The 8,658-nt window shown below is 64.8% G+C and carries 8 protein-coding genes and 1 pseudogene; 3 read left to right on the top strand and 6 right to left on the bottom strand.

Annotated features, from left to right (window positions below; genetic code table 11):
• Positions 1–375: 375 nt before the first annotated feature.
• The 4 genes and pseudogenes from EUA94_RS22780 to EUA94_RS17815 all read right to left on the bottom strand — a co-directional run bounded on the left by EUA94_RS22780 (position 376) and on the right by EUA94_RS17815 (position 2,277).
• Positions 376–1,008, bottom strand: coding sequence for a zinc-ribbon domain-containing protein (locus EUA94_RS22780; RefSeq protein ID WP_242494948.1), 633 nt, complete (start codon positions 1,006–1,008; stop codon positions 376–378).
• A 15-nt stretch (positions 1,009–1,023) separates the two neighbouring features.
• Positions 1,024–1,254, bottom strand: a pseudogene (locus tag EUA94_RS23165) (zinc-ribbon domain-containing protein); the annotation flags it as partial.
• A gap of 220 nt (positions 1,255–1,474) precedes the next feature.
• Positions 1,475–1,759: a hypothetical protein gene (locus EUA94_RS17820; RefSeq protein ID WP_129428249.1), complete on the bottom strand. Its 285-nt coding sequence runs from the start codon at positions 1,757–1,759 to the stop codon at positions 1,475–1,477.
• Between the two features lie 5 nt (positions 1,760–1,764).
• Positions 1,765–2,277, bottom strand: coding sequence for a hypothetical protein (locus EUA94_RS17815; protein ID WP_129428248.1), 513 nt, complete (start codon positions 2,275–2,277; stop codon positions 1,765–1,767).
• A 115-nt stretch (positions 2,278–2,392) separates the two neighbouring features.
• On the opposite strand from EUA94_RS17815, the gene EUA94_RS23070 reads away from it, so the two are divergent.
• From EUA94_RS23070 to EUA94_RS17800, 3 genes are all read left to right on the top strand, one after another.
• Positions 2,393–2,839, top strand: a complete 447-nt coding sequence (locus tag EUA94_RS23070; RefSeq protein WP_129428247.1) for a helix-turn-helix domain-containing protein — start codon at positions 2,393–2,395, stop codon at positions 2,837–2,839.
• Between the two features lie 340 nt (positions 2,840–3,179).
• On the top strand, positions 3,180–6,527 hold the full coding sequence (locus EUA94_RS17805) for a DEAD/DEAH box helicase (RefSeq protein ID WP_165356999.1): 3,348 nt from the start codon (positions 3,180–3,182) through the stop codon (positions 6,525–6,527).
• Entirely contained in the window at positions 6,527–7,231 is a 705-nt protein-coding gene (locus tag EUA94_RS17800; RefSeq protein ID WP_129428245.1) for a hypothetical protein, read from the top strand. The genes EUA94_RS17805 and EUA94_RS17800 overlap by 1 nt, the downstream gene beginning before the upstream one ends.
• A 16-nt stretch (positions 7,232–7,247) precedes the next feature.
• Here EUA94_RS17800 and EUA94_RS17795 read toward each other — a convergent pair whose 3' ends face one another.
• A complete protein-coding gene (locus tag EUA94_RS17795) occupies positions 7,248–7,874 on the bottom strand; it encodes a C25 family cysteine peptidase (RefSeq protein WP_129428244.1) in 627 nt (208 codons plus the stop codon).
• A gap of 214 nt (positions 7,875–8,088) precedes the next feature.
• Entirely contained in the window at positions 8,089–8,622 is a 534-nt protein-coding gene (locus EUA94_RS17790) for a hypothetical protein (protein WP_129428243.1), read from the bottom strand.
• Positions 8,623–8,658: the final 36 nt, after the last annotated feature.

Here is an 8,658-nt window from a genome sequence, read left to right as displayed (position 1 = left end):
ATCGCTGAGCACCGCCATCCGCGTCATGGACCCAGCATCAAGCCCGAACCACGCTCAACATTGGAGACACGCCCTAGGCGACCTCCCAAGTCCACCACTGGCCAAGCCCGACCGACCCCGCTCCCCGAGCAGGCGACGTGGTGCCGCCGGAAGAGCGAAGCCGCCGCCTCGACTCCTCGGCATCCCGGAAGAACGAGCCGACCGTCGTGCCATGGCCGCCGCCGTCACGCCGCCACGTCCCGCACCGCCGCAGCTTTCGTCGTCGCCGCCGGTAGTTCGGCGGCGCACCCGCCCGTCTGCGAGCCCGGACACCCACGGACCTACCGCGCATGCATAGGACGTGCCCCGCGCCTCTCGCACGCGCAGTACGCGCGCTCAGCCGTCGCAAGCGGTGACCCACGCGATGATGGCGTCGGCAACGGGTGCGAGGTCGTGGCCGTACCGATGCTGGATCTGTAGCAGGCGCTCATCGATGATGTCGAGGTCGACCAGTCGCTTCGATGCGGTGCGTTCACGGACGCGTACGACGCGCCACCCCGAGTTGAGCAGGGCCATCGTCTTGTCCCGATCGCAGCGTCGTCGGTTGGCGGCGTCGTGGTAACGCCAACCGTCGTACTCGACTACCACTCGCAGCGCGGGCAAGACGATGTCACAGCGGGCGGGAAGCGACCTGCCACGCCGGTCGAGCCACCGAACCTCACCTGCGGGCGCGTTGCTCACGGCGTTGCCGGTGCGCTGCCGCATGAGGTTGAGCAGCGTCTGCTCAGGGCGGGAGGTTTGGCCGAGGTGCGGGCACTCGGGGCACAGGCAGCCGTTCATGCGTGCAGCCGGCGACATGGTCCAGCGGTGTCGAGGAGTGCCGTCGCAGATCCACGGGACCTCGCGGTTGCTTCGCACGTGAACGGTGAGCGGATCAACGCCGGAGAGCATGAGCCGCTCGACATCGAGTTCGGCGTAGAGGTCGGGCTGCGCGACGGCCAGGGTGGCCCGGTCTCCCGGCAGGGCCACCTGTCCAGCGCATCGCGTGCACCCGTTGCCGCCCAGCGCCCGCGAGGAGATCCGGGCGGGCCACGCGTAGTTGCAGTCGGGGCACAGCCACCACACGACCCGACGCGACCCGGGGGTCACCTCGTGAGGCGTACGGGAGCCGTTCTTGGTCGGGTGCCACTGCGCGGCCAGCAGCGGCTTGCAGGCCGCCAGGGAAGTGGTCTCACTCGCCCTAAAGCCCCGGCAGATCGAGCAGCCCGCCTTCATGTGGACGCGACTGGTTCCCGACTGCGGCCAAGCGTGGACTTCCCCGCTCGGCGTCACATGGCGCCACGGCAGGGGCGTCTTGGTGCCGGGGGCGATCCAGGCGAAGTCGAGGCCCATCGCCTTGGCGGTCTCGTGATCGGCCTCAAGCGCAAGGTATGGGTAGCGAACCAGGATGCTGCGTTCCTGGGCGACCCGTCGCGGCCGACGGGCCGGCCACAGGTCATTCGTCGTCACTGGCCGCCATCAGCGAGTCGTGCATGGACGCCGAGTCGAGCAGCCAGAACGCCACCTGGGTGATCCCGGCGCCAGGGAGCGGACGACGCATCGGGCGCAACTCGTCCAGAAGTTCCACCATCGTGCCCTCGAGGGTCAGGCCCGGCATGTGCCGCGAGAGGCGAATGCGGTGACGCTCACCCGTCCTGCCCTCGTACTTGATCCGGAACCCGCCACCAAGCTCCAAGGGCGGGATCATGTCGGGCCGAACGCTGCGATCGGCGGACTTCACATTCATTACATCTCCTTGTTAGTCGTGCTCATACAGGCGGCGCACCAGAACCCGTCGGCGCGTTCGGTGCCCCCGCGGTCGCCGCAGCTCCAGCACAGGTGCTGACCGGTCAGGTAGCCAAGGCTCATGGCGACTTCGTCGGCCTGCCCGTGGTCCGCGTAAATGTCGCGCCACAGCGCCACCACCCAGCCCTTCGGCTGGGCGAGGTCGAGGACTACCTGCAGGCGCTCCGCATTGAGCGGCGGATCCGTCTCGTCGTAGCCCTGGGCTGCGATCCCTCGCGGCGCGAGGGTGGATGCCCACTCGCGGATCGCGTCGGGCGCGTCGCGTACCCAGTCCTTGACGGCACGCCAGATGACGTACGCCGGTTGGCCGGTGCGTACGCACCGCTCGACGAAGTCCGGCTCGTCGAACAGGCCGCGATCCGCCATCTCGGCGATCACAGCGCGCTCTTCGGAATCCACCTTGGGGGCCGCAAGTAGCCGGCTCAGCAGGCGTTGCTGCGATTCATCGTCCACTCGCTTAGTCCGATCACTCATTCGATTTGAGGTTACATCATTGTAGATATTGTTACCCTACTCGGAGCAGTCAACTCACGCAACACCCGAGCAGTCGCCATGACACGATTGATTCGTGACCCCTGCGCCCGACAGAGACGAAGCGAGGCACGCGGATCCCGTTCTCGACCAAGTGGCAGCCGCCGCGCGCGAGCTACGAGATGTCGAGGAGCACCACCGAGCCAGTGCGACGCGCTTGGCCGAAGCCCTGCTGCTCGCCCATCAAGCTGGCTTCTCCTGGTCCGAGGTCGCTCGCGCAGCGGAGCTTGGAAGCGCCGAGACTGCGCGGGCTAGGGCGTACCGCGCCAAGGAGAACCCCGACGTCCCACCTTCCCTGAGATGGCGCCGGGAACGCGGCTCGACCCCCCGGCCACAGTCAACCGCCGACGGCCTGTCCGTGACCGAGGCAGCGGCCCGCCTGCAGGTGAGCCGTAAGACGATCTACGCGTGGGTACGCAACGGCAAGCTCCTCACCACCTCGGACGAGGCCGGGCGGACCAGGATCAGGCTGGACGACGAGTAAGCAGTTGTTCGCGCGGCTCCAGCTGGCCCTTGGTCCAGATGGTCGCGCCGCATCAGGCGAGCAGTTCAACCGCGTCAAGTGAGTGCGGCACTAACCGAGTCACTTGTCCCAAAGCATCCCCGGTCCCTGAACCGCCTGTCAGGATCAACTCATGCCTCTGGGGAAGGGAGCAGCGGTGGTCGGCAGAGTCCGCTGGAGTGAGCGCTGGGAGCGCCCGGGGTGGCGGACCGCCTACACCCCGCTAGGTGGGCGACCGCCCGCCGGGCCGGCCTCCGTTGCCATGTCGGGCCTCACCGAGGCCCGCCAGGCGCAAGTATCGCGGCTCACTTCGGATGCATTCATGGCAATCAGCGGTCCCGAGGACGAAGTCTCCGAGGACGTCCGGTTCTTCGTAGCCGTCGCTCGTAAGATCATCCAGCGCGGTGCTAACCCCGTCGTGTGGACACACGAGCCGCCTTCCAGCGAGATGGATCCCGATGACCTGTACTCAGCCGCTCTTGGTCCTGAGCTGAAGGCTGGAAGGGAACTCGACCAGTCCATCCGCCTGGACACCACGTTCGAACGCCCCCTTTGGCTGGCAATCGAGCAGCAGTACCCAGGGCTCGACCGCTTCGTCATTCCACAGCCGTCTCTCGAAGGCATGGCCGGGGTCGCAGGTGGGAGTCGGTGGGCCGACTTTGTCGTCCACGCACCTTGGGCCGGAGCCTCTGTTGTCATCGAACTCGACGGCAGCCAACATCAACGGGCCGCCGACCTCGACTCCCAACGCGATCGTGCCCTCAGAGCCGCCGGCTTCCGAGTCGTTCGCGTCGAGGGTCGAGCAGCTCTCAACGAAGACTCACTGGTCCATGCGGGCCTCCGGTGGACGGCTGCCGAGCGTCCGCTCGCAGCCGGCGACGATTCCGTAGCGGCGGTTCACGCGCCCGCGGCATTCACTCGGCTCGCCATAGCGCTTCTCGAGCTGCTCGAGACTGGGCACCTCGAACCGGGAGGCGTCTGGACTGTCGACCTCACTGATGACCTCGGGTGGGGCGTGACTGCGTTGCCCGCCGTCCTGGACCTTCTCAACGGGATCGGCCTCGTGTGGGGGTTGAACGTCGCACCGACTGAACTCCACACCCGCGATTCGCAGTGGGTTCGCCATGAGTCCGGGTATGAGCACGGCGCGGCTGACGGTGTGACCGTCCCCGCCACCCGGATCGTGCTTGAGCCGTTCGTTCCTCCGTCAACTGCTCTGCCGCCCGCGACCGTGCCGACCGTCGTGGTGAGGGGCGCGTACATACCCGGCGAATTGGCCTGGTTGCCTCGGCCCGTCGTACAACGCCGTGACCTTGCTGACGGTCCCGATGTGGAGCGTGGCCTAGGGATCGTCCTGCGGCACCTCTTTGGTTTCGGCTCCTTTCGCGAGGGACAGCGCGAATCAATCCTCGCCGCACTGGAGGGTCAGGATGCATGCGTGCTGCTGCCCACGGGCGCCGGCAAGTCGTTGATCTATCAGGTGGCCGGACTCCTCCAGCCTGGGGTCACCTTGGTCATCGATCCACTCGTCTCCCTGGTGGACGATCAGGAACGCAGGCTCCTCGAGGCTGGCGTCGACCGAGTCATCGGCATCCACGCACGCAAGACCTCGAAGGCAGCCGACCGAGACGCGGTATATGCGTCTGTCGCGAGTGGAGACGCGCTGATCGTGTTCCACACCCCGGAGCGACTCCAGAGCCAGGCGTTCAGGGACGCTCTCGCTGAGGCCGTTCGAGCCACGACGGTGAACCTCGTGGTCGTTGACGAAGCACACTGTGTTTCCGAGTGGGGGCATGACTTCCGTACGGCGTACCTAAGGCTGGGACGCAATGTGCGCCTATTGACCCGCAGGGAGACCGATGACCGTCCGCCGCCGATGCTGGCCCTGACTGGCACGGCGAGCCCGGCTGTCCTTCGAGATGTCCTCCTGGAGCTCGAGGTAGATAGCCCAACTGGAATGGAAGTCCTCAAGCCCGCGACCTTCGATCGGCCCAATCTCACGTACGAGGTCTCTCTTGGCTCACCAGAGTCTTGGACGCGTCGGCTTGCGACAGCGCTGACCGAAACGATTCCGACGGGGCTCGAATGCGAGGCGGCGGACCTGGCTGAGTCCGTTGACGTCGACACGAGGTCAGGCATCGTCTTCGTGCCGCACACCAACGGCCCGTTCGGGGTGCAGGCAATTCAGTCTGAGGTACTTGCCGCACTCCGACCACACAGGCGGGCTGACGCTGACTTCCGAGTGGGCATCTACTCGGGAAGCCGTCCAAAATCCTTCTCAGGCGACTGGGACAGGGAGAAAGTTCGAGAAGCAGCGCTCTTCACGAGCAATGACAGCACCATCCTTGTGTCGACCAAGGCGTTCGGGATGGGAATTGACAAGCCGAACATCCGCTGGACGATCCATGTTGGTCACCCCGGTTCGCTCGAAGGCTTTGTTCAGGAAGCCGGCCGCGCAGGACGAGATCGACGTGCTTCACACTGCGTCCTGGTGGCCACCCCGCCGCCATCAGAGCTGTCCGAGGTGCTCCTCGATGTCAGCTCCTCGCGCGTGGCTCGCACCGCGGCCTACGCGGCAGCAAGCAAGGGGAGGCAGTCGGACGACGTCACGAGGCAGTACTTCTTCCTCACGAGAAACTATGAAGGAATCGAGACCGAGCTGGTGCCGCTTCGCGAAATGCTCACGGCACTGATGAGCCATCGCCCGGGCGATCGCGTGATCATTGCCCGCGAAGGTCGCTTCGACTCGGAGGAGGCGGGGGCCCAGGAAAAGGCCCTCTACCGACTAGCCCTGGTGGGAGTGGTCGACGACTACACGATCGATTACGGCGCTGGCGCATTTCACGTTGACCTCGCCTACTTTGACAACACCACGCTGGACGACGCGCTGTTGACATATGTGTCTCGCATTCAACCAGCGGCTAGTGCTGCGCGGCGTGCGGAAATGGCCGGTGCACCCAACGAGCTCGGCGCCCGTGTCGAGCACCACCTCGAAATCTTGCTCTCCACTTTGTACGACGTGATCGAGCCTGCGCGCGTTCGTGCGCTTGCCGAGATGCATCTGTTTGCCACCTCCGGAGACGACAGTGACGGCCTACGCCGACGCATCTTGGCGTACTTGTCTGACGGCCCCCTGGCGGGCATCTTCAGCGAGGTCGGATCGGCACAGCAGATCGATGTCGCGTACGCGACCGCGCAGCTCGACGCCGCCGCCTCAGATGACCCGCTTGAATGGGTTGGCGCGGCAGCTCGTCAGCTCGAAGTCTTCCCCGACCACCCGCTGTTGCTCGCCGCCCGCGGCCTCGGGGAGGCCATGCGCTCGAACCCCGACACCGGACTCGTGGATGCCAGTTTCACTGGGGTGTGGACGTCGATGGTCAAGTACGGGGCGTCCGAGGAGGACTGCGTTGCGCTCTTCGACTGGATCACGGGCCGGCTTCGCACGGCGCCATCTGAGCTAGCCGGCAGATACATCCCGGCCCTCTGGACGGCTTGGGAGGACGCCGATCTTTCTCCGGAGCACCTGGTGCACATCGAGGATCTAGCTCTTGACCAAGTCGCTTTAGGCGAATACCACCCGACCGAACTGACCTTGATCCTGACCCGCCGGCTGGAGCGATTCGCTGAAGCCGCGGATCGGGATCTGCTCAAGACTGCAAGGAGCGAATGATGCCGAGCGAAATCGATCACGTCGTGGCGGACTACCGTGCAGCTGAGGCGGCTCTCCAAGCTCTGCTGAGAAGAGCCGATGAACTCGAGACAGCCCAGACGACCGTCATGGGCGCGCGCGCTTCGTTGACCGAAGCCGCGGACTCGTTGTTGGCGTCGGAACGTGCGCTCGTCGACGGGACGTCCGGCCTCGCATCCTTATCTAAGGAACTCGCCAAGACCGGCCAAAGCTTCCGCAGCGTGGCTGAAACGCTTGGTGAAATGGATCAAGCGTCCCTGCTCGAGGTGAACGAGCAGACGCAAGCTGCCATTCACGAGGTCGGCACTGCAGTCCGCGTCGGACTGGCCGACTTCAAGCGCGATGTCACGACTGGAACGTCCAGGGCCACCGAACTGAGCGACGTCGTTCGCCAATCGGTGGAGTCCCAGGAATCCACCCTCGTTGAGATGCGTGGCAACGTCGCCACCCTGCGCGACCGAATCTTGGGACTGGAGGGGCGCGTTGGCGAAGTCGGTAGTCGTGTCGCCGGCCTCAGTACTCGCCTCAGTCAGGTTCAGGAGAGGTCAGCTCAAATCGAGGTCACCGCGGGCGAGATCTCGGCCACGGTCAGCAACCTCGAGAAGCGCGCGGGACTGATCTTGGCGCTAGTGGTTGTCTCCGTTGTGCTCGGACTCGCCGCCATTGTCCTTCCGATGATGATGTAGCTCGCGTCAAGCTGTATCACCTCAAGGACTTGCTCGCCCGGCGACTTGGGGTCAGGGTTACGGCCTTGAAACCGCTCGGCTTGTCAGTGATGAGGACATAGGCGTCGATAGCTCTTGTCGCGGCATCCATACCTTGTTCGGCCTTGCCTTTACCCTTGCCCTTGTTGCGTGTCAGGGCGCCGTAGAAGGCGGAGCAAAACACTGTCGACTCATGCCAGTAGAGCAACCGGGATGTCCCGATATATGTGATCGGTCCCTGGAGACAGTCTCGAACCGCCTTTTGCCAGACGCCAATCCCCGTTTTGCAGCCGTCCGCGACAACTACTGGCGCAGCGATGCCCGCCCCCTGATCGAGCATCTGGTTGGCAAGAGCAGGCAAGCTCACTTGTGTCTTCTCGTCCGACGACACGAAAGTCGGTTCTTCCGAGTGGTCCCCGTGCGCCATCACATGGAGAACGTCGGTCGGGGTCGACAAAGCCTCGCGGATCGTTGACATGTCCCGGCTTCGGATGAACTCGATCTCGATGACCGGTTCCTCATAGCCCGCATTGACGTTCTGCAGAACCCCCTGAACGAAGGTCATCGACGCGTCGAATCCGCTGTCGAGGCCGAGATCGACAAGAGTGATACGACGAGGCTTCATTGGACACGCTCCTATACGGGATGTGCCCCACCGTAGGGGGCGGAAAGCGCCCGTACAGCACCAGCAGTGCCAATCGGCCCCAACTTTGGTGCGCTCGGTGTGCCCGGATAAGCAGTCGCGGGGCGCACGCGCCCTGCTGTCGCTACGGCTCTGCAGCTCAGCGTGGCTTTGGCTGACAGACTGCGATCGACGGGCCGGCCCGCACGGCTGCCTCTCAGCGGAGGTCAGACAGACGTCCCTGCGAGGTTGAAAGATTGCCGCCGAGGACGGCCTGGAGAGTCAGTTCCACGCCCGAGAGACCATTCGCTGTCTCGAAGAAATCCATGGTGGAGTCGGCCTTTGAGACGGTCGCCTCGGGGCCAAAGAACAGCTCTTTGCCGTACCAGGTGTCGCCGGATGTGTAGTAGATGTCGTACGAGCCGTTGGGCATCCCGCCGCGGTAGGTCTGGCCTGTACGGATGTAGATCGTGGCTGCCTTGCGTTGCGTGTTGCTGTCCTTGAGGACCAGATAGAAGTTGGATCCACCTGACGTGTGAATGGTCAGCGGCGCGCAACCTTGGCTTGCGGTGCAGATTCCTCGATCTGCCGGTGGCCGTCTTTCGGGAGCCGAAAACTCCGTGTCGCCACTCGCGCCGTCGGCGTAGTAGTCGTCGTAGACGTCCGCATCCGGGTCGCTGCCTTGGCTGCAGGACATGAGGCTAAAGCCTGTCACGGCGAGGACTGCGGCCGTCCGCATCTTCTTGATCACGGCGCTGAGAAGCCTCCATTGCCCCATGGCCGCGCA

The organism is Nocardioides zhouii (genome assembly GCF_004137345.1).
Lineage (GTDB): Bacteria > Actinomycetota > Actinomycetes > Propionibacteriales > Nocardioidaceae > Nocardioides > Nocardioides zhouii.
The sequence above is the reverse complement of the archived record's forward strand: the minus strand, read 5'-3'. Positions and strand labels throughout refer to the sequence as shown.

Bases quoted from the DNA above. Each gene is read 5' to 3' on its own strand.
- EUA94_RS17795 (WP_129428244.1), bottom strand. From the start codon at position 7,874: ATGAAGCCTCGTCGTATCACTCTTGTCGATCTCGGCCTCGACAGCGGA.
- EUA94_RS17805 (WP_165356999.1), top strand. From the start codon at position 3,180: ATGGCAATCAGCGGTCCCGAGGACGAAGTCTCCGAGGACGTCCGGTTC.
- EUA94_RS17800 (WP_129428245.1), top strand. From the start codon at position 6,527: ATGCCGAGCGAAATCGATCACGTCGTGGCGGACTACCGTGCAGCTGAG.